This window comes from Pseudomonas sp. DTU12.3 (assembly GCF_004124275.1).
GTDB lineage: Bacteria > Pseudomonadota > Gammaproteobacteria > Pseudomonadales > Pseudomonadaceae > Aquipseudomonas > Aquipseudomonas helmanticensis.
This window is the reverse complement of sequence record NZ_CP027218.1, coordinates 3,240,029-3,264,754: the sequence shown is the minus strand read 5'-3', so window position 1 is coordinate 3,264,754 and position 24,726 is coordinate 3,240,029. Positions and strand designations below refer to the sequence as shown.

General features: G+C 54.8%; 25 protein-coding genes. 16 read left to right on the top strand and 9 right to left on the bottom strand.

Annotated elements, in window-relative coordinates:
• The first annotated feature begins 13 nt into the window (after positions 1–13).
• The 7 genes from C2E19_RS14960 to C2E19_RS14935 all read left to right on the top strand — a co-directional run bounded on the left by C2E19_RS14960 (position 14) and on the right by C2E19_RS14935 (position 7,599).
• Positions 14–3,577 (top strand): LysM domain-containing protein, encoded by a 3,564-nt coding sequence (locus tag C2E19_RS14960; protein ID WP_129393665.1) that lies wholly within the window; start codon positions 14–16, stop codon positions 3,575–3,577.
• On the top strand, positions 3,574–4,560 hold the full coding sequence (locus C2E19_RS14955; RefSeq protein ID WP_256661202.1) for a tetratricopeptide repeat protein: 987 nt from the start codon (positions 3,574–3,576) through the stop codon (positions 4,558–4,560). Before C2E19_RS14960 ends, C2E19_RS14955 begins: the two co-directional genes overlap by 4 nt.
• 5 nt (positions 4,561–4,565) lie before the next feature.
• A complete protein-coding gene (locus C2E19_RS29200) occupies positions 4,566–4,916 on the top strand; it encodes a hypothetical protein (protein WP_256661201.1) in 351 nt (116 codons plus the stop codon).
• 12 nt (positions 4,917–4,928) lie between these two features.
• On the top strand, positions 4,929–5,534 hold the full coding sequence (locus C2E19_RS14950; protein ID WP_256661200.1) for a sel1 repeat family protein: 606 nt from the start codon (positions 4,929–4,931) through the stop codon (positions 5,532–5,534).
• Between the two features lie 127 nt (positions 5,535–5,661).
• On the top strand, positions 5,662–5,889 hold the full coding sequence (locus C2E19_RS29070) for a hypothetical protein (protein WP_129393663.1): 228 nt from the start codon (positions 5,662–5,664) through the stop codon (positions 5,887–5,889).
• 343 nt (positions 5,890–6,232) lie between these two features.
• Positions 6,233–6,625 carry a sel1 repeat family protein gene (locus C2E19_RS29195; protein WP_256661199.1) on the top strand — a complete coding sequence of 131 codons (393 nt, stop codon included), beginning with the start codon at positions 6,233–6,235 and terminating at the stop codon, positions 6,623–6,625.
• A gap of 5 nt (positions 6,626–6,630) precedes the next feature.
• A complete protein-coding gene (locus tag C2E19_RS14935; protein ID WP_129393661.1) occupies positions 6,631–7,599 on the top strand; it encodes a tetratricopeptide repeat protein in 969 nt (322 codons plus the stop codon).
• A 108-nt stretch (positions 7,600–7,707) separates the two neighbouring features.
• Here C2E19_RS14935 and C2E19_RS14930 read toward each other — a convergent pair whose 3' ends face one another.
• Positions 7,708–8,004 (bottom strand): hypothetical protein, encoded by a 297-nt coding sequence (locus C2E19_RS14930; protein WP_129393659.1) that lies wholly within the window; start codon positions 8,002–8,004, stop codon positions 7,708–7,710.
• Between the two features lie 495 nt (positions 8,005–8,499).
• Here C2E19_RS14930 and C2E19_RS14920 point away from each other — a divergent pair, with 495 nt between their 5' ends.
• Together C2E19_RS14920 and C2E19_RS14915 are read left to right on the top strand one after the other, a co-directional pair.
• Positions 8,500–8,769, top strand: a complete 270-nt coding sequence (locus C2E19_RS14920) for a DUF2790 domain-containing protein (protein WP_129393657.1) — start codon at positions 8,500–8,502, stop codon at positions 8,767–8,769.
• Between the two features lie 90 nt (positions 8,770–8,859).
• On the top strand, positions 8,860–9,258 hold the full coding sequence (locus C2E19_RS14915) for a hypothetical protein (protein WP_129393655.1): 399 nt from the start codon (positions 8,860–8,862) through the stop codon (positions 9,256–9,258).
• Here C2E19_RS14915 and C2E19_RS14910 read toward each other — a convergent pair.
• On the bottom strand, positions 9,255–9,524 hold the full coding sequence (locus tag C2E19_RS14910) for a DUF1652 domain-containing protein (RefSeq protein WP_129396125.1): 270 nt from the start codon (positions 9,522–9,524) through the stop codon (positions 9,255–9,257). The genes C2E19_RS14915 and C2E19_RS14910 overlap by 4 nt on opposite strands.
• 370 nt (positions 9,525–9,894) lie before the next feature.
• Here C2E19_RS14910 and eco point away from each other — a divergent pair, with 370 nt between their 5' ends.
• Entirely contained in the window at positions 9,895–10,380 is a 486-nt protein-coding gene (eco, locus tag C2E19_RS14905) for a serine protease inhibitor ecotin (protein WP_129393653.1), read from the top strand.
• A gap of 21 nt (positions 10,381–10,401) precedes the next feature.
• Complete coding sequence (locus C2E19_RS14900; RefSeq protein ID WP_129393651.1) at positions 10,402–10,707, top strand: NIPSNAP family protein; 306 nt, start codon at positions 10,402–10,404, stop codon at positions 10,705–10,707.
• Positions 10,708–10,713: 6 nt separating this feature from the next.
• Here C2E19_RS14900 and ilvA read toward each other — a convergent pair whose 3' ends face one another.
• Positions 10,714–11,727 (bottom strand): threonine ammonia-lyase, biosynthetic, encoded by a 1,014-nt coding sequence (gene ilvA, locus C2E19_RS14895; RefSeq protein WP_129393649.1) that lies wholly within the window; start codon positions 11,725–11,727, stop codon positions 10,714–10,716.
• A gap of 301 nt (positions 11,728–12,028) precedes the next feature.
• Here ilvA and C2E19_RS14890 point away from each other — a divergent pair, with 301 nt between their 5' ends.
• Entirely contained in the window at positions 12,029–12,364 is a 336-nt protein-coding gene (locus C2E19_RS14890; protein WP_129393647.1) for a DUF2834 domain-containing protein, read from the top strand.
• 143 nt (positions 12,365–12,507) lie between these two features.
• On the opposite strand, the gene C2E19_RS14885 is transcribed toward C2E19_RS14890, so the two are convergent.
• Positions 12,508–13,431: a magnesium transporter CorA family protein gene (locus C2E19_RS14885; protein WP_129393645.1), complete on the bottom strand. Its 924-nt coding sequence runs from the start codon at positions 13,429–13,431 to the stop codon at positions 12,508–12,510.
• A 7-nt stretch (positions 13,432–13,438) separates the two neighbouring features.
• Entirely contained in the window at positions 13,439–15,013 is a 1,575-nt protein-coding gene (locus C2E19_RS14880) for a RimK family protein (RefSeq protein WP_129393643.1), read from the bottom strand.
• 92 nt (positions 15,014–15,105) lie between these two features.
• On the opposite strand from C2E19_RS14880, the gene rimI reads away from it, so the two are divergent.
• A complete protein-coding gene (gene rimI, locus C2E19_RS14875; RefSeq protein ID WP_129393641.1) occupies positions 15,106–16,206 on the top strand; it encodes a ribosomal protein S18-alanine N-acetyltransferase in 1,101 nt (366 codons plus the stop codon).
• A 122-nt stretch (positions 16,207–16,328) separates the two neighbouring features.
• Here rimI and C2E19_RS14870 read toward each other — a convergent pair whose 3' ends face one another.
• Positions 16,329–17,483 carry a PQQ-dependent sugar dehydrogenase gene (locus tag C2E19_RS14870; RefSeq protein WP_129393639.1) on the bottom strand — a complete coding sequence of 385 codons (1,155 nt, stop codon included), beginning with the start codon at positions 17,481–17,483 and terminating at the stop codon, positions 16,329–16,331.
• Between the two features lie 50 nt (positions 17,484–17,533).
• Positions 17,534–17,869 (bottom strand): hypothetical protein, encoded by a 336-nt coding sequence (locus C2E19_RS14865; protein ID WP_129393637.1) that lies wholly within the window; start codon positions 17,867–17,869, stop codon positions 17,534–17,536.
• 189 nt (positions 17,870–18,058) lie between these two features.
• Between C2E19_RS14865 and C2E19_RS14860 the strand changes: the two genes are divergently transcribed.
• Positions 18,059–18,913, top strand: coding sequence for a Ku protein (locus C2E19_RS14860; RefSeq protein WP_122855156.1), 855 nt, complete (start codon positions 18,059–18,061; stop codon positions 18,911–18,913).
• A gap of 159 nt (positions 18,914–19,072) precedes the next feature.
• Here C2E19_RS14860 and lpxO read toward each other — a convergent pair whose 3' ends face one another.
• The gene (gene lpxO, locus C2E19_RS14855) at positions 19,073–19,972 is read right to left on the bottom strand and encodes a lipid A hydroxylase LpxO (protein ID WP_129393635.1); all 900 of its coding nucleotides are present in this window, start codon (positions 19,970–19,972) and stop codon (positions 19,073–19,075) included.
• 379 nt (positions 19,973–20,351) lie between these two features.
• Here lpxO and C2E19_RS14850 point away from each other — a divergent pair, with 379 nt between their 5' ends.
• Together C2E19_RS14850 and C2E19_RS14845 are read left to right on the top strand one after the other, a co-directional pair.
• Positions 20,352–21,938 (top strand): ABC-F family ATPase, encoded by a 1,587-nt coding sequence (locus tag C2E19_RS14850; RefSeq protein ID WP_129393633.1) that lies wholly within the window; start codon positions 20,352–20,354, stop codon positions 21,936–21,938.
• Between the two features lie 277 nt (positions 21,939–22,215).
• Positions 22,216–23,403, top strand: coding sequence for an MFS transporter (locus tag C2E19_RS14845; protein WP_129393631.1), 1,188 nt, complete (start codon positions 22,216–22,218; stop codon positions 23,401–23,403).
• A 68-nt stretch (positions 23,404–23,471) separates the two neighbouring features.
• Here the strand turns inward: C2E19_RS14845 and C2E19_RS14840 are convergent, their stop codons facing one another.
• Positions 23,472–24,509 (bottom strand): dienelactone hydrolase, encoded by a 1,038-nt coding sequence (locus tag C2E19_RS14840; RefSeq protein WP_129393630.1) that lies wholly within the window; start codon positions 24,507–24,509, stop codon positions 23,472–23,474.
• Positions 24,510–24,726 lie beyond the last annotated feature (217 nt).

Genomic DNA, 24,726 nt, shown 5'->3' with positions numbered 1-24,726 from the left:
GAACGGAATCACCATGGAAATCACGAATCACGCCGTCATGCCCGGCGAAACCCTGGGCCAGATCGCTTCGCGCTACAACAGCACCGTGGCGCAACTTCGCCAGCTCAACCCCTTCATCACCAATGCGGATAACGTCAAAGTCGGATGGAACCTGAGCGTGCCCAAAAGCGCTCAAGCGACCGCCGCGCCTGCCGCTCAGCCGCCCGCCGCGTCGCAAGCGCCTGCGCAGGCAGCCCCGGAAGCGCCCACTCAGTGCTCCGCTGAGGACCTGGTTGAACTGGATCCGGTCAAGGACACCCCAGATCAAAGTTCAAAGACCTTCAAACCCCACGCGCCTCCGTGTTCTAAAAAGTTTGCCAGCGCGATTTACGCCACCGAAGAGCAAGAATTCTGGCTGCTCCCGGAGCGAGCAAAGTCCGCCATCAAAGAATCGATGTTCGCGCTGGATAAAATGATTGCCCCCAGCAAACCACGTGATGCACGCCTGAACGGGCTGCAGGAATCGGGTTTGCTGGAATACTTCCTTGAGCCCAAGTTGAGCAACTTCCTCACGGGCGCGAAGCGTACGCGTATGGAAGAATTTGAAGCGATGGGGGATGAGATCGAAATCGATCCCGCCACCGCCAAAAAGAGGCAAAACGAAGTTAACGGAAACAAACCGGTAGCGGCCCCTGCACAGTCTCCACAAGAGGACACTGCGCAATCGCGCATGGACCGTCTAACGGCAGACCTGGCTACTGACCAGGACGTCCACCAAGCCTTTGCCGATTTTTACAAGCGGAGGGCTGAGTGGCATGCGCTGAAAAAAGAAGCGGTAGCGGCTGCGAAGCTGGAAGGCTACACCTACGAAAGCGGCTCGCTCTACTCCAAAGAGGCGATTGAGGCGCGCGCACGGGTGCAAGCCTATCTGGAAGCCCGCAAGAAACTCCTCGGCAACAAAGACTTCAAGCAAGTCCCGCTGGAAGACGTTGCGAAAGCCCTGGCGGAAAAGAAAAAAAGCTACGAAAACATCTGTAGCGGCATGAATGACTGCACCGCCGATCTGGTCGGGTATGTCTTGACGCTCTACAAAAACGCCGATGCGCTTGATTACCATGCTTACACTGAATCCATTATCAAAGCGTCTGAATACGGCATTGCACTTCCAGAATTCGCGCTGATCAGTGACGGCCTTCCTTCCGGCATCGAGCAGTTCAAACTGTATCTGGATACCGAGAAAGAGCAGGCGGAAGTTACAGCGCAGCTTCAAGAGAAATACAAACGCTGGATCGAGGCAACAGGCCAGAACGCCCAAGCGCCGGCGGGCCTGGTTGATGTGGAACGTACCAAATGGGATAGCCTGCAAAAGACCAAAGACGACCTTCAAGCAAAAGCCCAAAGCAATGTCAGCAACAGCAAGCCTGCGCGTTATCTGATTTGGGACCCGGAAGAGTTCCAGCCAAAACCGGTCGACCGCATGGTGAAACCGGGCTTTCCGCTGCGTGAAGTCAGTCTTTCAGATACCAAGGGTACGCCCTTGGGCTGGTTCAGCATGGCGAACCTGAAAGACGCAAAAAAGATCCTGAAAGAGGATTCAAAAAAAGCAGTCGGTTCAATAAAAAAGGTAACTGAAAGTTTGCCCGCGGACGCTACCGAAGGCTCCGATAAAAACAGCGAAATCAACTCGTTCCGCCAATGGCTTCTAGATCAGGGCGCAATAAAATTCAGCGATCAGGTCGGAGACTGTTTCGATGGAAAAGGCTGGTTCAAAGCCAAAGACTTTTATGCTTACTTGAAAAAGCAAGGCTATGAGGTCACTGAACTGGAAGACGACGCGACCCTGACCAACTGGGGCGAACACCTTCAGCAACTGGTGTTCAAGAAAAGTGTGCGCGGCAAAGTAAGACTTTTTGATGCCAGCCCTCAGGCGCAATTGGTCCGTTGCCTGACACCTCCACAGCCAAACATTCACGGCGAAGTAAAGCTCGAAGGCCCCAAAATGTCTGCCGCCGAGGGCTTCCAGATATCTGGCGAGATGGGACTGAGCCTCGACCTCGCCCGTGGCGAAGTTCAGTTGATGAAAGTCGACATGCCTGCCAAAGCCAGTGCTCCAGAGATCACGCTTGATTACTTCCTGGATGGCAGCCCGCAAAAAATGAATTTCGGCCGCTTCTCCTTCCACTTTGGTGTGAAGGCATGGGGCTACGCCGGAGCATCGTTGCTGCTAGCCGGCAGCGTCGAGCTGAGCCCGATCTTCGGCAACGTCAAGTACGGGGCGTCACTGAGCCCGGTAAAACGCGCACAGCGTGAAGATGCCTCCGCAAAAGAAGAACGTGCCGATCACGCCGCCGCCAAACAAGCCAAGGCCGACAGCGGCGACAACAGCCCTACTCCCGATCTTGAGCACCAGTCGAAATCCGGCACCTACGCCGATACCAAAAGCACAGATCAACTGCGAGGCGGCCGCTTCGCCAAAGTGCAAGTCGAAAACGGTGCAAAAGCCAGTTTCAACGTGTTTGGAGGCTTGCAAGCCGCGATTGAACTCACTGGAGTAATGAACTGGGCACCGCCCAAAGAACTCGTCGCCCTGCGCACCGCGCCAACGATGGGCGTTGGCAGCGCTAAAGACGCGAAAAGCGCGAATCCATGGCTGACAATGGCCAAGCTGAGCGGCTCCGTTGGAGTCGCGTTAGGTGCGGGCTTTCAGGGAACGGCGCAGGTGTCTCTGGATAAGGGGCGGTTTATTTTGAACTTGAAAGCGGCGGTAGTGCTGGGTCCTGGTGCTAACGGTAGCTTTAAGTTTGAAGTTGGTTATGAGGCAGTCGTTGACCTCATCAACTTGTATCGCAAGGAACTGCACAAAGCGAAAGGCAGAAAGGTAGAGTGGATGGAACCTGAAGCAGGTAAGTTCGCATCCGCGCTGAACGCATTAGGAGCAGCTGGGCTTAGTGTGGAAATGTCTTATCTTATGGGTTGGAGTTTAGTCATGGACTTATATGACGCAATGACCAGCGGAGGAAAAGGCGGCCCAATCGCTCATGCGATTATTGAGTACCAAAATCCCGACGAGTTAAAAAAATGGGTTATTGAGGCCACCCCTGCAGCGTTAGGGCCGATCTTGATGACACTAATGTCTAATCCGGAAGAATTCTCCATAGCAACAACGAAGCAAACTAGCCTAAGCACCTCAAAAGACGGTAAGAAAAAATACACCAGAGATACTGCATATTTAGCACAACAAACAGCCATTGAAATAATAATAACTCACATCACTACCAACGCCAAAGAGCAAGGAAGTCTACTAGAAGCTCAAAAACAATTTCAGCTAGCCTGCGCATGCATGAATAAGTTCGGAGTGGAACCGGTTGACCTCGGTCAAAAATATTGTGAAAACCGTTACGTGCTGGACAACTTCATGAGCGAACCGGTGCTTACAGCAACCGAGCCATTCGGAAACACAACAAGGGTTCGTTACAAGAAAAACGCTTCACTATTAGGTGAACCGTTTGATGGCTCCTGTAAAATTGTCATGAATGAAAACAGCTACATACCAAAGCCTTCTGTGAAATTCTCAGCTCCAGCGAGAAAATTAAATTGAAAAATATAAAATTATTCGCAACTACCTTCTGCGTCTGCTTTGTTTTACTCTGCAACACCGCGAACGCAACTCTCACAAAACAGCAAGAAGAAGCAAAGAAAAAAGGCATTGAGCTTTACAATCAATACAAAGCAATATCCGCAATCGAGTTTTTAAAGATTGCTGCCGAGGGTGGAGATGATGAAGCACTCTACTACCTAGGTGAATCAATAAGAAAAAACAACAGATACATGACTCAGGAAGCACAAAAAGCTTACGAGGAGTCAGCAAAAAAAGGCAATATTTATTCTATGATCCGGCTCGGAGGAGCGGACCAAGACTTGTGCGTAACCATGAAGAATTGTTCCCCCTCTGAGCAATCGCCTGAAGGCTGGATGAATGAAGCTAAAAAGCTTGCAACTGATCAGGCATCTCATGGAAATGCTGAGTCTATGTACTTGTTATGGGAAATAACAGGGAACGATGAATGGTTAGAAAAATCTGCAGAAAAAGATTTCGCTTTGGCGCAATTTCGTTTAGCGACTAAATATCAAGAAGGTGGCGGAGTATTCCTACTCCCCTCCAGAAGATCAGATGAAATCGAAAAGTGGATGAAAGCGTCTGCAGAGAATGGCTATCCTCCAGCTATGATGGGATTTGCCGCTGCCAGGCTTGAAAAAGCCGACTTTTCATCGTTTAGAACTTGGAATGAAAAAGCTGCAGATTCAGGCTACGTATCAGCGGTTTTTGGTTATGCTTCTTATATAGGCGAAGTTGAACCAAAATACGGATTCACCTCAGACCCATTGACGTCATATGCGCTACTATCAAATCTACTAGAGCTTGATGGTGGTGGAAACGTAATAAACAATGTTAACGATGTTTTGCCAGAAGTGGAAAAAAACCTGTCAAAAGAGCAGATAGGGAAAGCAAAAGAACTCGCAAAAACGTGGAAGGCCAACCATCCGCCTCTTTCGTTCTTCCCTGACAAGCTAGGATATTAACGCCAGTGAGGCTATTCAGGTATTTCTTTGTCGCAACATTTTTAATAAGTACCACGCCTGCTTTTGCGTCAAAATCAGCGAGCGGAGTTTCTGCAGGTATTGCGTTATATAATCAGTTAAAATTTGACGCAGCCTTTCTCTCATTAGAAAAAGAAGCGCAATCTGGAAATGTGGAGTCGCAATACTACTTAGGCGAAGCGCTAAGAAAGCGCAACCGATATATGACGCCAGAAGCACGGCACTGGTATGAAACGGCGGCGATGAATGGCTCCATATACGCTATGATTCAGTTGGGCAGAGCAAAAAACGATCTTTGCGCAATAATGGAAAACTGCCCACCGTCTAAAAAAACTTAAGCCGAGTGGTTCGTGGAAGCCAAGAAAATTACTTTGCCGAAGGCAAATGATGGCGATCCAGAATCTCTGTATTTAATGTACGAAATCACCTTGGATCATAAGTGGCTAGAGAAATCTGCAAATGCAGGATATCCACTCGCGCAATATTGGATGGCTGTAAGTGAAAGACAAGGTGAAGGTTACTTCTTCATTCCTGGAGGACGTGATGCGTCAGTAAGAAGGTGGCCACTTCTCTCTTCCGAGGGTGGCAACCCAAAAGCAATGATGGAATATCTAGAAACACTGTATGTAAAAGGAGAAATGGAGAGCACTCGGCACTGGCTTGAAGTGGCCGCAGCAACCGGCGAGCAAGCAGCTCTGAGCAACTATGGTGCGTACATTTCACATACTCCCGACAAAGTTGGCTACCCACTGGACCTAGTTAAAGGCTACGCTATTTTTTCTTTGTTAAAGGAGCTCGGCGACAGCGGTGGAGTGCAAGATTATGTTGACCGTAAAATTGAAAAGATTGCTGAAAAAATGACACCAGAACAAATTGAACAGTCAAAAATCGTTGCGCAAGAGTGGAAAGCCACCCATCCACCGATTTCTTTTTTCCCCGAAAAACTTAGCGACTGACTCCGATTTTTTGGTATTTCTTTAGGGAGGCGCGGACCGCCGAATTTTAATAGAAGACTAACCGCCCCCTTACTTCCGCAGAGAAGAAACAACCACCCATGAATTCAGCAAAGATACCAATAAAACAATGACTGCGGCGTTAACGTTGTTAACTATAATAGCAACCGAATCATCTGCTCTTACGCACGAACAGTTTCAGGCAAAAATCCAGGGCATTGAACTCTACAATCAATACAAAGCCATTTCTGCGATCGATTTTTTGAAAACCGCCGCTGACGGCGGAGATGACGAGGCGCTCTACTATCTGGGCGAAGCGTTAAAAAAAAAATTACCGCCACATGACTCCGGAAGCTAAAAAAGCATACGAAAGCTCCGCAAAAAAGGGGAATATCTACTCTATGATTCGCCTTGGGAGAATTGAAGACGACTTGTGTTCAACTATGAAAAACTGTCCAACAGGTGAAGACTCTCCTAGCAGCTGGGTAATTAAAGCTAAAAGCCTTGCAATTCAACGCGCAACGCAGGGAGATAGCGAATCAATGTACCTGTTATATGAAATGACAGGCAACGATGACTGATTAGAGAAATCAGCAGAGAACGGATTCGCATTAGCGCAGTTCCGTCTGGCGACGAAGTACCAAGAAGGGAGTGGTTCATTTTTACTACCCTCGAGACGCAACCAAGCTATCGAACGATGGATGAAGGCGTCCGCTGAAAATGGTTATCCACTTGCAATGATGGGGTTAGCCGCAATCATGATCGAAAAAAATGATTTAGCCTCGTTCAGAAACTGGAACGAAAAAGCAGCTGACTCGAGCTACGTAGAAGGTGTATTTGGATATGCATCCTACATAGGCGAAGAAAACTCAAAATACGGTTTCGCATTCGACCCAATAAAATCATATGCTTTACTTTCAAACCTGCTAGAACTTAATGGTGGAGGCAATGTAGTACGAGACGTCAATGACACATTACCTGACATAGAAAAAAACATGTCAAAAGAGCACATAGAAAAAGCAAAAGAACTCGCAAAAGCGTGGAAGGCAAACCACCCGCCTCTCTCGTTCTTCCCTGACAAGCTAGGATATTAACGCCAGTGAGGCTATTCAGGTATTTCTTTGTCGCAACTTTTTTAATAAGTGCCACATCTACTTTTGCGTCGCAATCAGCGCACGAAATCTCTGCAGGCATTACTTTATACAACCAGTTAAAGCTTGATGCAGCCTTTCCCGTATTAGAAAAAGAAGCGCAATCTGGAAATGCGGAATCGCAATACTACCTAGGCGAAGCGTTAAGAAAGCGAAACCGATACATGACGCCCGAAGCACAGCGCTGGTATGAAACGGCTGCGATGAATGGCTCCATATACGCGATGATTCGACTTGGCCGAAGCGGAAATGACCTCTGCAAAACGATGAGTAACTGCCCCGAGACCGAGCAAACTCCTTCCGACTGGCTACGCAATGTAGAAACGTTAGCCAAACCCAAAGCAGAACAAGGCGATGAAGAAGCCATGTACATCATGTACGAGGTGACGCTGAACCGAGACTGGCTAGAAAAATCCGCTAATGCTGGCAATGCTGAAGCGCAATACTGGATGGCCATAGGTGACCGCCAAGGAGAAGGCTTTTTACTTCTTTGGAAGCGTAATGAATCCGTAGGCAAATGGTTCAGGGCATCAGCAGAAGGTGGAAACCCGCGAGCCATGATGGAGTACGCCGCCTATTTGCATGAAAACGATGGTGATCTCAAAGAAGCTCGCCATTGGATAAAAATGGCTGCGGAGAAAGGGTACGAAAGTGGCGTAAGCAGCTATGGCGCCTATTTAGCACATGCTCCCGATCGATTCGGGTTCGAACTCGATTTGGTGAAGGGGTATGCAATCACTTCATTACTGAAGGATCTTGATGGAGGGGGCAACGTGCAAGTCTATGTTGAAGAAGTGCTTCCAGAAATTGCAGCGAAAATGACCCCGAGCCAGATAAAGGAAGCAGACGAATTCGCAGCCCAGTGGAAAAAATCACACCTACCCCTCTCATTTTTCCCTGACAAACTGGGAAACTGACCGTGGTCTCGGTTGTTAATCGCACAACAACCGACCGTTATTAACCGGCAGCAAGTGAATCAGCCCGCGTAAATTCGGCTGTTCACTCCTGCCGTTTTCACTACCCCATCAAACCGGCGCCTTCCAACTCAACATCTGCTGCTGTGCCACCTGCAGCAAATCATTGCCATCCTGCGTCAGCAGGTAAAGCGCATGGGTGATGTGTGGAATGTCTTGCACGTCGGCGTGCTTGAAACACAGGCAATGCAAGGTTTCGAGCAGGTCGGCGGCGGCGCGGATGCGCTGGACGGCGGCTTCGAGGATGTCTTTCGGGTTGGCTTGGGTGTCGATGAGCAGCGTCGGGGTTTCGGTGACGTTGCTGCTGAGGGAGAGATAGCGGCTTTGTAGCGGTTTAATTATTGGCATTTTGATTACTCAACTGTATTAGAAAGTAACCGCCATAACCGTGACCAAACGGTGGGAGGCGGCCGTGTACAGGATTGGTCAACCGAGAACAGTTCAAAACTCAGCTCGCCCGAAGGCGTCCTGCACACAGCCGCCACAGCAGTGCACTTCGCGGACCAGAAGATCCGCGCGGGGCAAATGATGGCACAAATGCAACGAACTTTTCTCAGGTGACCAAACCCGAACCACTGATTTTGCAGCGGCAACCGACAATAACCGCCCCGCTCCAGCCGCCGAAAGCAGACAAGGCACCAGCCTTTGTAGGAATTGGCCAAACATCCCAAAGAAATCGTCCCACTCCCTGACAGCCGGCGTTCAGCTTGGTTAACCATCCCTTAACGCCGCGGTCAAAAACTCTACTGAACCGCACGCCCTCAGCCATTCTGGCTGTTGCCCAGTGCGGCAGGTTCGGGTGAATCACGCCGAACTCTAGAACCGCCACACGGGAGTCCTTTCATGAACATTCGCCCTTTATTGCTCACCGCTGCCCTCGCCTGCACCGCGTTCGCCGGGCTGGCCCAGGCCAATGACACGTCCGCCACATCCAAAGCCGTGCCGTATGAGTACGGCATGCCGTTGCATGTGGCCAAAGTGGTGTCGTTGACCGAGACGCCAACACAAACCTGCAAGGTGGTCACGGCTGACATGAAGTACATCGACAACGCCGGTAAGCCTGAGGAAATCAGCTATCGAAAATTGTCTGACGCGTGCAACTTCCAGAACTGACGGAAAGCTCTGATTTGCGGGTCGGCGGTAGGCGTGGGGTGGTTTCGGCAGGTATGCTCGCAACCCTCCTCACTGCCGCAAGGATTCGCCATGCAGTTGTCGTTTCGCACGTTGTCGATCATTACTTCATCACTGTGTTTTGTGCTGACGCTGGCCTGGGGACTGTTCCCGGACATACTGCTGGCGATCTGGAGTATTGAATATTCCGAAGGCGCCGGGTTTGTCGCGCGGCGTGGCGCGGTGTTGTTTGCAGCGTTGGGGATGATGTTTTATCTGGCGCGCAATGCGCCGCCGTCAGTGGCACGAAGTGCACTGAGCAACGGTTTTACCATCGGTTGTTTTGGTTTGGCCGTGCTGGGTTTCGGCGAATGGCTGAATGGCCATGCCGGCCCCGGGATTCTGCTCGCGGTGCTGGTCGAGTTCGCGCTGGGCCTTGGTTTTGTGCAGGCCCGGCGCGTGACGGTCGAACTGAGTGAAACAGTCGGTTAAATCGCCCGCGATCGCGGACTGTAGTGATGCTGAGTAGTTTGTCGGGTCAGATCCGATCGCAGCCCTGCAATCAGTTCGTTTATTTCACGACAGCCATTGAGGTGGCTGGCGTCGATGCCGCTGACCAGCAAATCGACCTGATCGGTTTGATGATCACCAAACACCTTGACGGTCATCGACAGATCCGGCGACAGCGTGCACTGGCAGCGTTTCGGCAGAAAACTGCTTTCAATGATATTGCGTAGTTCCAAGGCAGACAGAAACATGGCGAACCCTCTCCTTACTGTGAGATTGCCAATCAAGTATTCACGCTGACCGTTTGCTGCCCCTGCACGGGTGTGTCCCCGCTGTTTCCTTGGGTGTGGCAAGCGGTGGTACTGCGAAATGCCCATTGGAGTGTAGGCGCCCAAATCCTGTGCGCCGCACTGAAAAGACGCATAAAGCGTGCCTTTCATCGGGTCAATCTGACCTACTTGTAAATCATGGACTTAGCCCGCTGGCCAGTATTGGGCCAGTTGCAAAATGCCAGAAACGCCTTTCTCTGCGTTGCATTTTGCAATCTCTTGCGGGTTTGCATTCAGCGCCCTTGGCAGTAAGAATGCTGGTTATCCACCCTACACCCGCAAGGAGGCTTCCATGGGTTCTTTACGCGTTCACGCGACCACCGGGCTGATCATCGCCAGCCTCTCCACCTTCGCCCACGCTGCCAAACTTGAAGACGTCGCGCCTTACCCGAAGGCTGAAGCCGGTTTCACCCGTCAGGTCATTCACCTGCCCAAGCAGGAGCAGGAGGAGAACTTCCAGGTAGAAATTCTCGCCGGCAAAACCCTTGAAGTGGATTGCAACCGCCAGCGTCTGGGCGGTGTGCTCGACGAGAAGAATCTCGAAGGCTGGGGATATCCGTTCTATCGGCTGGAAAAAGTCGTCGGTCCGATGAGCACGATGATGGCCTGCCCGCCAGGCTCGCAGAAGAAACGCGCCTTCGTGCCCGTCGTCGGTGATGGCTTCAAGCTGCGCTACAACAGCAAATTGCCGGTCGTGGTGTATGCCCCTGCGGATGTTGAGGTGCGTTATCGCATCTGGTCTGCGTCGGACAAAGTCGGTACAGCCCTTGCTGAATAACCTGAGCCAGGAGCGCAGCGCGTGATTACCTGCCACGTCAGATACGTCATCGATCCTTATCAACTGACCGAGTTCGAGGCCTACGCCAAGGCCTGGCTCGGCATTGTCGAGCGCTTGGGTGGCACCCATCACGGCTACTTTCTGCCGTCCGAAGGCGCCAGCAACATTGCTTATTGCCTGTTCAGTTTTCCTTCGCTGGCAGATTACGAAAGCTATCGACACATCGCGCTGACAGATCCGGAAAGCACAGCGCTGGTCGCTGGTCTGGTCGAGAAGAAGTTCATCGTCAGTTACGAGCGCAGTTTCCTGCGCCCATTGCTGCCCTGATCCGCTTTACGCCGGAGCGCCGTAGACAGCGGCGCGCTCGGCGACGTGGCGCAGACTGTCGAAGTTGATATTGGCACCCGAGTCGATGGCGACGAATGTCTGATCACGAGCGCCGGTTCGTGCGACGTGTTGTTTGATTCCCGCAACCGCCAACGCGCCAGAAGGTTCGGTGATCGAGCGGGTATCGTCGTAGATATTCTTGATCGCCGCACAGAGGTCATCGTTGCTGACCGTGATCACCTCGTCCACACAGAAGCGGCACACTTGAAATCCGTACTCGCCGATCTGCGCCACGGCCACGCCATCGGCGAAGGTGCCGACGTTGGGCAGCACTACACGGTGATCCGCCGTCATGGCTGCCTTCAGGCACGCCGAGTGCTCGGATTCAACGCCGATGATCCGGACTTCCGGCCGCAGGTATTTGATATAGGCCGCGATGCCGGCGATCAAGCCGCCACCGCCTACCGGGATAAAGATCCCGTCCAGCGCGCCCTGGTGTTGACGAAGGATTTCCATGGCCACCGTGCCCTGCCCGGCAATGACATCCGGGTCATCGAAAGGAGACACGAAGGTGCGCCCGGTTTGCTCGGCCAGTTGCAACGCATGGTCCAGGGCAAACGGAAAACTTTCGCCATGCAGCAACGCTTCGGCGCCGCGACTGCGCACGCCGATGACTTTCAGCTCGGGAGTCGTGGACGGCATGACGATCGTGGCGGCGATGCCCAGCTCGCGCGCTGCCAGCGCTACACCTTGCGCATGATTGCCGGCAGATGCGGTGATCACTCCGCGCGCTTTCTGCTCTTCACTCAACTGCACGAGTTTGTTGTAAGCGCCGCGGATCTTGAAGGAAAACGTCGGTTGCAAGTCTTCACGCTTAAGCAGAATACGGTTACCCAGCGCTTCGGACAGCGCTGGTGCCGCTTGCAGCAGCGTACGCACGGCAATGTCATACACCGGCGCAGCAAGGATCTTTTTCACGTAATGCTCAAGCAACGCTTGCTGGTCATCGGTGTATGTCATGTTCATCTCCTTGATAGCGATTTCATTCACTTATGTAGGAGCTGCCGGAGGCTCCTACATAAGCGGTGTTTCGAAAACCCTGGAGACAGAAAGTAAAAACCCGCCTCTAGGGCGGGTTGGGTGCTGCAGTCGTGAGCTAGCCCGCCAGATGAGGAATGGCGGTAATAATGCTTGGCTGGCAGCGCAATACGGTGGAAGTCATGGGCAGAAATTAGCTTGAGCGTCGCCGGCAAGTCAATGGTCAATTTTGCCTGACGTCTGTAGGCTGGCGATTCCGCTCATCAGTTCAAGGAACGAATGCATGATGTCTGTCGCCCTGCCCCTCACGGCTTTGCTTGCGTTTACCGGCTACACCGTTTCGGTGATGCTCCAGGCTGAACAATCGTTGATCGACTTCGGTATCAGTCTGGTGTCGCGCCCGGATACCGCGCAAGTGGTGATTGATTTGTACCTGCTGGCGACGTTGGCCGGGGTATGGATGGTCAAGGATGCACGGTCTCGCGGGCAGACGGTTTGGTCGGTGGTGCCCTATTTGTTGCTGACGGCGGTTTTTGTCTCGATCGGGCCGTTGTTGTATTTGGTGGTGCGCGGGATACGGGAACGGCGCAAAGGGGCGGATGTGGCGCAAGTGGGCTGATCAACATTATGTAGTGATTGCGAGATAGCTATCGCTGGCAAGCCAGCTCCCACAAGGATTCAGGTTGTTCGCCAGTAATGTGAACTGCCGAGAACCTGCGGGAGCTGGCTTGCCAGCGATGGCGATGGGTCAAACAATACGATTCATCTGGCCAGCCGCCGCAGACCAAACAGCATCCCGCCCGCCCCTAGCAGCATCACCGTCAGAAACAACGGATACGACACCCACCACGGCGTCCCGGCCGTCATCATGCTGAATTCCGACATGCCGCCGATGCTCGCAATCAGGTTCAACGGCAAAAACACTACGTTGATCAACGTCAGCTTGCGCAACAGGTTGTTCATGCTGTTGTTCATCAGATTGCCGCGCGCATCGATCAGCCCGGAAAACACCGTCGAATAGATTTCCGCCTGTTTGTAGCACTGGTTGTTCTCGATGATCAGATCGTCGATCAGGCCGATCGCTTCGCTGCTGAAGTGTTGCTTCTCGGCATGATTGCGCAGGCGTGTCAGCACGGCACCGTTGCTGTGCAGGGCGTTGATGTAATAAATCAGGCTTTCGCTGAGGTTGAACATCTGCACCAGATGCTGGTTCTGCATCGAGGCATTGAATTTCTGCTGCAACTCACGGGCGACCAGTTTGATCACCTTCAAATGGCCGAGGTAGTGATGAATGTTGTTGAACAGCAGATCGAGCAACACATCCAGCGGTGTGTTTAACGGCTGACGGGTGCCGAGGCCCTGCAGTGGCGTGTCATCGGTGGCAATCACCAGCAATTGCACCGGCGAAAACAACAACCCGCAAGACGAAACCTCGAAAGCCAGACTGCCGCCCCCGGAATAATTTTCCGGACGTTTCCAGATCAGGAACAGATGATCCGGGTGAAACTCGATCCGCGACACTTCGTCCGGGTCCAGTGCCGAGGCCAATGCGTGCTCGTCGACCTTGAAATGACTGTGAAGCAGATCACGCTCGGCCGCATCGGGGTTGCTGAACAGCATCACCCCGGCGTCCAGTCGTTCGACCCGCTGCAACGCGCCGTGGCTCAGTGCAAAGCTGTTGATCATCGGCGGATCACCAGGCCTGGCCGCGACGCTTCAGCTCCAGCCGTCGCACAAACTCTTCGAGCACCAGTGAATACAAATCGTCCTGCAGGTAAGCGTCTTCGATGCCGGCGTCGAGGTTGGGATTGTCGTTGACCTCGATCACCACCACTTTGTCGCCCGCCTGTTTCAGGTCGACGCCGTAGAGACCATCGCCGATCAGATTGGCAGTCTTTACCGCGAGTTCGACCACTGCGCGCGGCGCTTCATGAACCGCCAAGGTGCGACATTCACCGTTGATGTCCTGCCCCTTGGCTTTGTGGTTGTAGATCTGCCAGTGGCCCTTGGACATGAAGTATTGGCAGGCGAAGATCGGCTTGCGGTTGAGGACGCCGATACGCCAGTCGTACTCGGTGTAGAAAAACTCTTGAGCCAGCAACAGCACCGAGTGCTCGAACAGTTCAGCGGTGGCTTCAAGCAGTGCCTGCTGGCTTTCGACCTTGATCACGCCACGCGAAAAACAACCGTCGGGGATCTTCAGTACCAGCGGAAAGCCCAGACGTTCGCCGACACGCTCAAAATCCTCGGGTCGCTCCTTGTAGAGAATTTCGGTGGCGGGCATGCCCAACTGATGGCTGTTGAGCAGGTCGGTCAGATAGACCTTGTTGGTACAGCGCAGGATCGACGCCGGGTCGTCCATCACCACCAGCCCTTCGCTTTCAGCTTTTTTCGCAAAACGGTAGGTGTGGTTGTCGACACTGGTGGTTTCGCGGATCAGTAAACCATCGTACTCGGCCAGACGCGCGTAGTCCTTGCGTTCGATCAGTTCGACATCGATGCCCATGCCCTTGCCCACCCGCACGAAGTTTTCCAGCGCCTTGCCGTTCGAAGGGGGTAATGCTTCTTGCGGATCATGCAGGATCGCCAGGTCATATCGGGCCACTTGCCGTGAACGCGGCACACGCCAGACTTTACGACTGAAACTGTCCAGAGCATTGGCAAACTGGTCTTCCTGATCATCGCGTAACTTGTGCAAGGCACCGGACTTTATGCCCTCTATGTGCCAACCATTGGTTCGGCGAAACTCAACTAGCAGGATCGGACAGGGAAACACTTCAAATAACTGACGGGCGAGATCCTGCAAGGGTTCGATATGTGTCCGGCCAAAATAAAGTGTCAGCGTGAAGCCTTCCGTATCGCTATAGAGATGATGACTCAGGGCTTTTTCCAGAGTTTTATCCAGGTCGTCCAGGGCCAGGCCGTAGAGCGATTTTTTAGTCAGTTCACTGATCGTACGTACCGATGGAATAACCTTGTGGCCGCGGGCTTCAGCCAACAGCGAGCAGTAGTAGCCGTGGCCCAGATACTTGTAACTGCGGCACAGATTGATCACCTGAACCCGTTTGCCCGCCTCGCCTTCACGGGTTTGCTCAAGGTATTCCTGCGCCGTGATGATGTCTTCGCTGGGGAAGTACGAAGCCCAGTCTTCCTTGCGTTCGACGATGATCAGCACCTGACTGGAAGTTCTAACCGTTGAATTTAAAAAAGTTGCCGTCGGCAAACTTTGCTCGGATACTTCGCGCCAATGACCCTGTACCGCTGACATAGAGATTGATCCGTTGGAGAACAAGACCTTTTCTATTAAGCACGAAGTTTTTCGAAAGTCTCGTTTCGTTACGCAACTTTTACGGTGGTCATATGAGTGCTGTTTTTCGTTTGGCGGTAGTTGAAGATTTGCCGGCGTTGCTGGCATTGGAAATGCAATGCTTCACCACCGATCGGCTCACCAGTCGCAGCTTCCAGTGGATGATCACCCGGGCTAACGGGCAGTTGCTGGTGGCAGAATCCAGCGGCCAGTTGCTGGGTTACGCACTGGTGTTGTTTCATCACGGGACGTCACTGGCGAGGCTGTACTCCATCGCTATTGCCGCCGAGGCACGGGGCAGCGGATTGGGCAAACAACTGCTGCAACGGATCGAGGCCGTTGCCCTTGAGCATGATTGCGCCTACCTGAGGCTGGAAGTACGCACTGACAACCCGGCTGCGATTGCCCTGTACGAGCGCAACGGCTACCGGCGCTTCGCGGTGATTCACGATTACTACGAAGACCATGCCGATGCACTGCGCCTGGAAAAACGCATCCTCGAGCATCGCGACTCGCGCAGCATCAAAGTGCCCTACTACCCGCAAACCACCGAATTCACCTGCGGCCCGGCCTGCCTGCTGATGGCCATGGGCGCGTTACAGGCCCAGCGTTTAATGGAACGTCGCGAGGAGCTGCAGATCTGGCGTGAAGCGACCACGGTGTTCATGACTTCCGGCCATGGCGGATGCAGCCCGCAAGGATTGGCGCTGGCCGCTTGGCGACGGGGTTTTAAGGTACGCCTGCAGTTGAGTCTGACCGGGCCGTTGTTTCTCGATGGCGTGCGCAATAGGCATAAAAAAGACGTCATGCGCTTGGTGCACGAGGAGTTCATGGCGCAATTGGCGGAGTGCGACGTCGAGCAGGTGATCGGTGTTGCTCTGGACCTCCCGCGGTTACTCGCCGCTGGGGGACAGCCGCTGGTGTTGATCAGCAGCTATCGGCTGACTCGTTCCAAGTCCCCGCACTGGGTGATGGTCACCGACTGTGATGAGGACTTTGTTTATCTGCATGATCCGGATGTCGATCACAGCCAGCATCGCCAGCCGATTGACTGCCAGCACGTGCCTGTCAGTCATGAAGAGTTCGAAAAAATGTGCCGATTTGGCCGGGGCAAGTTGCGTGCAGCAGTCGTCCTGTTCTCCCGCGAAACATAAGCCCCTTCCGTATCTGTAGGAGCTGCCGAGTGCAACGAGGCTGCGATCTTTTGATCTTGTTTTTTAAAATCAAAAGGTCGCAGCCTCGTTGCACTCGACAGCTCCTACAGGGGGGATGGCGGTCAAAGGCTGGGTTTGAGGCCTAGTTTGTAGAGGGAGCCGTTCGACTCATCCGTGAGGACATAGAGGTAGCCGTCCGGGCCTTGGCGTACGTCGCGGATGCGCTGCTTGAGTTCGCCGAGCAAGCGTTCCTCGTGCACAACCTTGTCGCCATCGAACTGCAAGCGGATCAGCTCCTGCGTCACCAGCGCGCCGATAAACGCATTGTGTTGCCACGGTTTGAAGCGGTCACCGTCGTAGAACGCCATACCGCTGACACCCGGTGACTTTTCCCAGACATGATGTGGCGCAACCGTGCCTTCGACGGCCTTGCCTTGCGCCTCGGGGATCGGCTGCATGGAATAGTTGATGCCATGGGTCGCCAGCGGCCAGCCGTAGTTCTTGCCGCGCTCGATGATGTTGACCTCGTCGCCACCGCGCGGGCCGTGTTCATTTTCCCAAAGCGTGCCGTTCCACGGATTCAGTGCTGCGCCTTGCGGGTTGCGGTGGCCGTAGGACCAGATCTCCGGACGCACGCCAGACTGACCGACAAAGGGGTTGTCGTCTGGCACTCTGCCGTCGGGATAGATGCGCACGACCTTGCCTTGCAGTTTGTCGAGGTCCTGCGCGGTTGGCCGGTCGTTGTTTTCGCCGAGGGTGATGAACAGATAGCCGTCACGGTCGAACACCAGACGCGAACCAAAGTGATTGCCTACCGAAAGTTTCGGTTCCTGGCGGAAGATCACTTTGAAATCCTTGAGCGACTTCAGGTCATCCGACAGTCGCCCACGCCCTACCGCCGTGCCAGCCTTGTCGCCAGCACCGCCGCCCTCGGCGTAAGACAAGTACACCAGGCGATCCTGTCTGAAGTCCGGCGACAACACTACGTCGAGCAAACCACCCTGGCCCTTGGCCCAGACTTGCGGCACACCGCTGATCGGTGCTGACAGCTTGCCATCGACACCCACCACCCGCAGGTTGCCCGGGCGCTCAGTCACCAGCATGCCTTGGCGATCCGGCAGAAACGCCAAGGCCCATGGATGTTCAAGACCTTGGGTAATCGTGGTGACTTCAAGAGTGCCCTGTTCGCTTTGCAATTCTTTGGGCGCTGCGGCAAACGCTGGAGCACTGATCAGTGCGCCGACGCAAAGGCTGGCTAGAAGGGTTTTACGCAACATGCACGATTCCTTTTGTTCGTCTCAAGGCTGACAGGCTTCAGTCCTGTCGTTTAACGGGTAGTACCGGTGCTTCGTGAAGGTGGATTGGGGATGAAGGTTGGCGGTGTACTCGGCACCGAGCGGATTGGCTGACCATTGCCGATACCACGGTTTTCGAGGGTCGGCGGGCGCGGCGCCGGCACGGTGTTGGGGCCACGGATCGGCGGTGCACTGGGTTGAGTGCCCTGCATGCTGTTGGGGTTAGCCCGGCGGATCGGACTGTTGTAGGGATTGTTGCTGTTGCCGGTCGGACTTTGTGCCAGCAGCAGCGTGGAGGACGGCACGTCCGCATGAGCCCAGCCCGCACCGAGGCTGAGGAAAGCGATGACAAACAAAAATCGGTTCATGGGACGGCCTCTCGATGCGCCAGGGATAGTGCCTTCGAGTCCACGCTACGCCCAGGGTTCGGATTTGTTAAGTCACAGCCTTTAAACAACATGTAACACGGCTTGACCAAGTCAGCGGCAGCCGCCGCAATCACTGGAAACTTTCGCCCGCCGCAACAGGTCACCTGATCATCACTCGGAGAACTCACCATGGCTCGGGCAATCTGGAAAGGCGCGATCAGTTTCGGACTGGTACACATCCCCGTCGCGCTGGTCTCGGCGACCTCGTCGCAAGGCGTCGATTTCGACTGGCTCGACAGCCGCAGCATGGATCCGGTGGGCTATAAACGCGTAAACAAAGTGACCGGCAAAGAAGTGACCAAAGAGCACATTGTCAAAGGCGTGGCCTACGAAAAGGGTCGCTATGTGGTGCTTAGCGAAGAAGAAATCCGTTCAGCGCACCCGGTCTCAACGCAAACCATTGATATCTTTTCCTTTGTCGATGCCGAGCAAATCCCCCTGCAAAACATCGACACACCTTATTACTTGGCACCCGACAAGCGCGGCGGCAAGGTGTATGCGCTGCTGCGTGAGACGCTGAGCAAAACCAACAAGGTTGCCCTCGCCCGTGTGGTTTTACATACCCGCCAGTATCTGGCGGCGTTGATGCCGCTGGAATCGGCGCTGGTGCTGGTAAAGCTGCGTTGGCCACAGGAGGTGCGCAGCCTCGATGAACTGGCACTGGGCAGTGAGGTGACCAAGCCGCAACTGGCAAAAGGTGAGCTGGACATGGCCAAGCGACTGGTGCAGGACATGAGCGCAGACTGGAAACCCGAGGATTACAAGGACGAGTTTGAAGACAAGATCATGGCCCTCGTCGAGAAAAAGGCCCATGAAGGCAAGATCGAAGATGTCGAGACTGTGGGTGGCGAGGAAGAGCGCAAGTCTGCGGATGTGATTGATTTGACGGAACTGCTCAAGCGCAGTCTGGGCGGGAAAGCGGCGCCGAAGCCGAAAGCCAAGGCTGCGCCGGCGAAGAAAACGAAGAAAGCGTCAGGCAACTGACAGGTTGTTTTTGCGAGAGTCGTAGCACTCCGACGCGACGCAGACCCAATGCAGGAGCTGCGGCACGCTGCGATCTTTTGACTTTGATCTCTCTGCTGCAAGATCAAAAGATCGCAGCCTCGTTGCACTCGGCAGCTCCTACAGAAATCAAATGATCCGTCAGATCAGAATGAAGATCGCCAGCAAACTGCCGAAGATCGCCCACTTTTCCATGTAGTACAGCTTGCGATTACGCTTTTTCAGCTCTTTGCCACGCAAACGAATCTTGTAGATTTTGGTGAACAGGCGATTGATACCACCGGTGCGATCACCGGCATCGTTCGGCGCACCCGCCGCCGACATCACGGTGCGACTGAACCAGCTGTTGAACGCCGCCGCCCAGCGGTACTTCAGCGGACGCTCGATGTCACAAAAAAGGATGATCCGGTTTTGGTCGGTGGTGTTTTCCGCGTAATGAATGAAGGTCTCGTCGAACATCACCGCTTCGCCGTCGCGCCAGTGATAGTTCTCGCCGTCGACGTTGATGTAGCAACCGGCATCGTTCGGCGTTTCCAGGCCCAGGTGATAACGGTAGGAGCCGGCATACGGATCACGGTGGCGCACCAGTTTTGAACCCGGTGGCAGCTCGGCAAACATCGCCGCCTTGATCGAACCGATGCTTTGCACCAGTTCAGTGGTGCGCGGGCACAGTTTCATGGCGGACGGATGGCTTTCGCCGTACCACTTCAGGTAGAAACGCTTCCAACCGGTTTTGAAGAACGAGTTGAAGCCGACGTCATCGTACTGGTTCGAGCGCTTGATCTCGCCGGCGCGCAGCAAATTCTGGCCTTCTTCGCGAATCTCCTGCCAATGCGCCTGCAACGGGCTTAGATCAGGAAATTCCGCCGGATCGAGGAAAGGCTTGTTGGGCTTTTTCGAGAACAGGTAAAGGAAGCAGTTGATCGGCGCGAGAAACGTCGAATGATCGCTGAGTTGGCGACCCAGTTTGTGACGCACACGGCCACGAAGATGAACGTATGCAATCGAAATGACATAAATAGCAGCAATGATGAGTTTCACGGAAATCGTCACACGTCAGAAGTGAACAAACTGCGCGCCTGGCGGCCTGAGGCCCAGCGTCTGATGCAGTGGTCTGATTACAAATGGCACATCCATGAGCCCGCGCCATTCTGGGGCGCTGGGTGAATGGATGGCATTTTAGCCACACTTTGTAACCGATGGTGAGCCTTCATCTGTGAAAATCTGTCTCGCGAGCATGCCAATCGGCGATCGTGACGTCATCGCCCTATCGTTTAAAGAGCCAGACCAGTACAATCGCCGCCAAACTTTACGCGCCCCCCTTGGTTGATGACGGGTCTTTCCCGCTTCAGCGCACTTTGACTCGGGCCAAGCGCTCCAGCCGCACCCTCGCTACTCGAATGCTTCGCAGGAAAAACACTTGATCTCTACAGCTAACATCACGATGCAGTTCGGCGCCAAGCCGCTCTTCGAAAACGTTTCGGTAAAATTCGGCGCGGGCAACCGCTACGGCCTGATCGGCGCCAACGGTTGCGGCAAGTCGACCTTCATGAAAATCCTCGGTGGCGATCTTGATCCGACCGGCGGCCAGGTCATGCTCGAGCCGAACGTACGTCTGGGTAAATTGCGCCAGGATCAGTTCGCCTACGAAGAATTCACCGTGATCGATACCGTGATCATGGGTCACGAAGAGCTGTGGAAGGTCAAGGCCGAGCGCGACCGCATCTACTCGCTGCCGGAAATGTCTGAAGAAGACGGCATGGCCGTGGCCGAGCTGGAAACCGAATTCGCTGAAATGGACGGTTACACCGCCGAATCCCGTGCCGGTGAACTGTTGCTGGGCCTGGGCATCGGTATCGAGCAACACTTCGGTCCGATGAGCGAAGTTTCGCCAGGCTGGAAACTGCGTGTATTGCTGGCGCAGGCACTGTTTTCCGATCCGGAAGTGCTGTTGCTCGACGAACCGACCAACCACCTGGACATCAACACCATTCGCTGGCTGGAGAACATCCTGACCCAGCGTAGCAGCCTGATGATCATCATCTCTCACGACCGTCACTTCCTGAACAGCGTGTGCACGCACATGGCTGACCTGGATTACGGCGAGCTGCGCCTGTTCCCGGGCAACTACGACGAGTACATGACCGTGGCGACCCAGTCCCGCGAGCAACTGCTGTCGGACAACGCCAAGAAGAAAGCGCAGATTACCGAGCTGCAATCGTTCGTCAGCCGCTTCTCGGCCAACGCCTCGAAAGCCAAGCAGGCCACGTCCCGCGCCAAAGCGATCGACAAGATCCAGCTGGCCGAGGTCAAGCCTTCGAGCCGTGTCAGCCCGTTCATCCGTTTCGATCAGAACAAGAAGCTGCACCGCCAGGCTGTCATGGTCGAGAAGATGGCCAAAGGTTTCGACGGCAAGCCGCTGTTCAAGGACTTCAGCTTCCAGGTTGAAGCCGGCGAGCGCGTAGCGATCATCGGTCCGAACGGTATCGGCAAAACCACCCTGCTGCGCACCCTGGTCAATGAACTGACCCCGGACGCGGGTAGCATCAAGTGGACCGACGCCGCCGAGCTGGGCTACTACGCCCAGGATCACGCTCACGACTTCGAAGACGACGTCAGCCTGTTCGACTGGATGGGTCAATGGACTCAGGGCGAACAGATGATTCGCGGCACTTTGGGCCGCATGCTGTTCTCCAACGACGAGATCCTCAAGTCGGTCAAAGTGATTTCCGGTGGTGAGCAAGGTCGCATGCTGTTCGGCAAGCTGATCCTGCAAAAGCCGAACGTGCTGATCATGGACGAACCGACCAACCACTTGGACATGGAGTCGATCGAGGCGCTGAACCTGGCGCTGGAAAACTACCCGGGCACGCTGATCTTCGTCAGCCACGACCGTGAGTTCGTATCGTCCCTGGCCACGCGCATCATCGAGCTGACTCCGGATGGCGTGACCGACTTCAGCGGCACCTACGATGACTACCTGCGTAGCCAGGGTGTGGTGTTTTAAGAGCAGCTTCAAGAGTTGAGCTGCTAGCTGCAAGTCAAAAAGCCCTGTCCATGTGACAGGGCTTTTTGCATTCAAGGCGAGGGATTTGCTGGTCTGACTCCTTCGCGAGCAAGCCCGCTCCCACAGGGGAATGCATTCCAAAGTGGGAGCGGGCTTGCTCGCGAAGAGGCCATCAGTGACGACATCAGTCTTCAGGAAAATAGTTAGCCTGCTTCCTTTTATTTCACGCCCACGCCATGATGCAAGCTCTCCCACCGCCGCCCGCGAACGAGTCCTCATGTCTGCGCAGCAACAGCCCCCGCAAACCTCCATGGCGATCACCCTGCAGATCGTCTCCATCGTTTTCTACACGTTTGTCGCCTTCCTCTGCATCGGCCTGCCGATTGCGGTGTTGCCGGGTTACGTCCATGAACAACTGGGTTTCAGCGCGATCATCGCCGGGCTGGTGATCGGCTCGCAGTACCTTGCCACCCTGCTCAGCCGGCCGATGGCCGGGCGCATGTCGGACACCATCGGCACCAAACGGGCGATCATTTACGGTTTGTGGGGGATCGTGCTGAGTGGCGTGCTGACGCTGATTTCGACGTTGCTGCAAAGCTTTCCGCTCACAAGTCTGTTGATCCTGATTGTCGGTCGCCTACTGCTGGGTATCGCTCAGGGGCTGATCGGCGTCGGCACCATCAGTTGGTGCATGGGCCAGGTTGGTGTCGAACACACGGCAAAATCGATTGGCTGGAACGGCATTGCGTCTTACGGTGCGATTGCCATCGGCGCGCCACTGGGCGTGGTGATGGTTGCCGATTACGGTTTCACCAGTCTCGGCATCGCCCTGGTGGTACTGGCGGCCGGCGCGCTGCTGCTGATTCGCAACAAACCGTCGGTGCCGGTGATTCGCGGCGAACGGCTGCCGTTTTGGGCCGTGTTCGGGCGGATTGCACCGTTTGGCGCCAGTCTGACGCTGGCCTCGATCGGCTACGGCACGCTGACCACCTTCATCACCCTTTATTACCTCAATCGCGGCTGGACCGGCGCGGCGTACTGCCTGACGGTGTTTGGTGTGTGCTTCATCCTGTCGCGGCTGCTGTTTATCTCGGCGATCAGTCGCTTCGGCGGCTTCACCTCGGCCATCGCCTGCATGACCATCGAAACCGTAGGGCTGGTGATGCTGTGGCTGGCGCCTACTACCGCTTTTGCCCTGGTCGGCGCCGGATTGGCGGGATTTGGCTTATCGCTGGTGTATCCGGCGCTGGGTGTCGAGGCGATCAAGCAGGTGCCGAGTTCCAGTCGCGGCTCAGGCTTGGGCGCTTACGCGGTGTTCTTTGATCTGGCGCTGGCGATTGCCGGGCCATTGATGGGCGCGGTGGCGTTGAATCTGGGGTATTCGTGGATATTCTTCTGTGCGGCGTTGTTGTCGGTGATCGGTTTGGGGCTGACTTTGCTGCTCAGGCGCCGCGCGGCGGTTTGAAACAGGATCAAAAGATCGCAGCCTTCGGCAGCTCCTCCATGCGCTGCCGGATGCTGCGATCTTTTGAATTATTGATCGGCGGTTTGCATGCCCGCCCGGGTCGGCTGGCCCAGCGCATGGGAGAAGAATCGTCCTGCCTCGGAGATGAGGTTGCGGTGAATGTCTTCGCGATCAACGCCATCGGCATCGGTACACAACGCCGGCATGGCAAGAATCTGTGCTTCGGTGCACGGCGCCATGAACACGAAGTGCCCTGCCCCGGCCAGTAACTTGAAGTCCGGTGCGGTCGGCAGTTTGCGCGCCAGGGCCGCCGCGTTTTTATCGAACGCGACGAGTTTGTCGCCATCGCCGCTATACAGCAGCACCGGCACATGCACGTCGGCCAGCGTATGACGGCCGAATTTGAGGCTGAGCGGCGCCATCAACAGCAAGGCGTGCACGCGCGGATCGGCGACAGGTTGCAGGTCATCGCGGTCAACGATGAGCTCGCCTTGGGTGTTGCAGGCGTCACGGTCGTCCGGACGTTCCTGGCAATAGCGCCGCAGACGATCGAGATCCGGCTGCGCCCCCGACAGAATCAGTGCCGTCTCACCGCCCGCCGAATATCCGATCACGCCAACCTGATCGGCATTGACGAAGGGTGCGAGCATACGGTCGCCCAGCGTCGCGGTAATCGCTTCGGAAATCTGGATCGGCCGTCCGTACAGATTGCTCAAGGTGCCGAGCCGACTGTGATCCTTGGAGTTGTCGCCAGGATGAATCACCGCCACCACGACAAAGCCTTTGCGCGCCAGCGACGTCGCGAGATCGTGCAAGGCCAGCGGTGTGCCGGTGTTGCCGTGGGACAGCATCAACATGGGGAAGCGGCCGATGGCGACTTTCGTGTCTTCGCCGGCTTCGACCGAATAACCTTCGAGCAGGCTCATGTGCTCGCGGTCGCTCGAGGGATAGAACGCGATGGCGCGCATCGGTTGCAGATCCAGCGGATCGAGGAACGTCATCTCGTGGTAGCCGACGCTCCAGACGGGATGGCGGCCGGGCGCGGCATGCACTGTGTTAAGGCTGCCGAGCAGGCAAATCAGTAACGTTGCACAAAGACGCATCATGGGATGCCCCACCCTGTTGTTACTCAATCGAAAGATCCATTGCGTTGCGGGCCTGAAACGCCGGGGATTCGGTGTTTCGGTACGACAATGCATTCAGACGCTGATTGTGTGACTGCATAACCCGGGCCAGATTATGTAACAGTCGGAAACAAAAAACTCCGCATTTGGCCCTTGCAGAACCAGAATACAGAGTTTTTTGGGTGTTACCTGAACCTCA